Source organism: Ruminococcus difficilis (genome assembly GCF_016680995.1).
On the sequence record NZ_JAEQMG010000014.1, the window covers coordinates 1 to 1,428 of the forward strand.

Annotated in this window: 2 protein-coding genes; both read right to left on the minus strand. The window is 55.9% G+C overall.

Features of this window, described 5'->3' with window-relative positions; genetic code table 11:
- Positions 1–23 precede the first annotated feature (23 nt).
- Complete coding sequence (gene fabF, locus JKK62_RS00995) at positions 24–1,253, minus strand: beta-ketoacyl-ACP synthase II (RefSeq protein WP_201426565.1); 1,230 nt, start codon at positions 1,251–1,253, stop codon at positions 24–26.
- A 12-nt stretch (positions 1,254–1,265) separates the two neighbouring features.
- Positions 1,266–1,427 carry an SDR family oxidoreductase gene (locus tag JKK62_RS01000; protein ID WP_494545953.1) on the minus strand — a complete coding sequence of 54 codons (162 nt, stop codon included), beginning with the start codon at positions 1,425–1,427 and terminating at the stop codon, positions 1,266–1,268.
- Between the last annotated feature and the right edge of the window lies 1 nt (position 1,428).

Consider the following 1,428-nt stretch of genomic DNA (forward strand, 5'->3'; position numbering starts at 1 on the left):
TCGCTTCAATTTCAATTTTTATTTTACAGTTTCTTGAATACGACGCACGCGTCGTGGCCGCCGAAGCCGAGGTTTGTGGACGCGGCAACATTGATGCCGCGCTTCTTGGCTGTCTTGGGGGTGTAGTCGAGGTCAAGACCCTCCTCGGGCTCGTCGAGGTTGATTGTGGGCGGAATCATGCCGTCCTCAATCGCCTTTACCGCCGCGATAGCCTCAATAGCGCCTGTCGCGCCGAGCATATGACCCGTCATCGACTTTGTGGAGCTGACGCTCGCCTTGTACGCGTTCTCGCCGAGGGCTGTCTTTATCGCCATAGTCTCGGTGAGGTCGTTGAGGTGGGTCGAGGTGCCGTGGGCGTTGATGTAAACCTCAGCGTCGTCTGCGACGTTCGCCTCCTTGAACGCGATCTCGATAGCTCTCGCAAGTCCTGCGCCCTCGGGATCGGGAGCGGTAACGTGGTGCGCGTCGCAGGTGTTTCCGTAGCCTGCGAACTCAGCGTAAATCTTCGCGCCGCGAGCCTTGGCGTGCTCGTATTCCTCGAGAATGAGGATTCCTGCGCCCTCGCCCATAACGAAACCGTCGCGGTCCTTGTCAAAAGGACGCGAAGCCTTTTTTGGATCGGGGTTGGTGGAGAGCGCCTTCATATTCTGGAAGCCTGCGATTGTCAGCGGAGCGACAACCGCCTCTGCGCCGCCTGCGATAATAGCGTCGGCGTAGCCGTCCTTGATCGCGTGGAACGCCTCACCGATTGAGTTTGTACCTGTTGCGCAAGCGCTCATAACCGACAGCGTTACGCCCTTTGCGTTAAAGCGGATAGCCGCGTTGCCTGTGGCGATGTTGCCAATCATCATCGGGATAAAGAACGGAGAAACCTTGCGCGGTCCGCCGTGGTAAAGTCCCAGTGTGTTGTTTACGAAGGTGTTAAGACCGCCGATACCTGCGCCGATGTAAACGCCGAAGCGGTTTTCGTCGATTTTTCCGAGAATACCGCTGTCGTCAACCGCCTGCTGAGCCGCCGCGAGGGCGTACTGGCAGTAGATGTCGAGCTTTTTGGCTTCTCTCTTTTCAAAATATTTTTCAGGCTCAAAGCCCTTTACAGTGCCTGCGATATGTACTTTTAAATCCGAGGTGTCAAACGCTGTGATTTCCTCGATTCCGCACACGCCGTCAAGCATATTTTTCCACATTGTCTGCGCGTCGTTACCCACGGGGCTTACCGCGCCGATTCCTGTTACAACAACTCGTCTGCTCATACTGACCCCCTGTTAAATCGCGAGTCCGCCGTCAACGCGGATAACCTCGCCTGTTACGTAAGCCGCCTCGTCGGAGCAGAGGAAGGCAACTACGTTTGCAACATCCTCGGGAGTTCCGATCCTCTTTGCAGGAATTTGAGCCTTCATAGTCTCCTTAACCTTGTCGGGGAGCACA

Excerpts from the sequence above, each read along its gene's own strand:
- fabF (WP_201426565.1), bottom strand. The coding sequence starts at position 1,253 with ATGAGCAGACGAGTTGTTGTAACAGGAATCGGCGCGGTAAGCCCCGTG.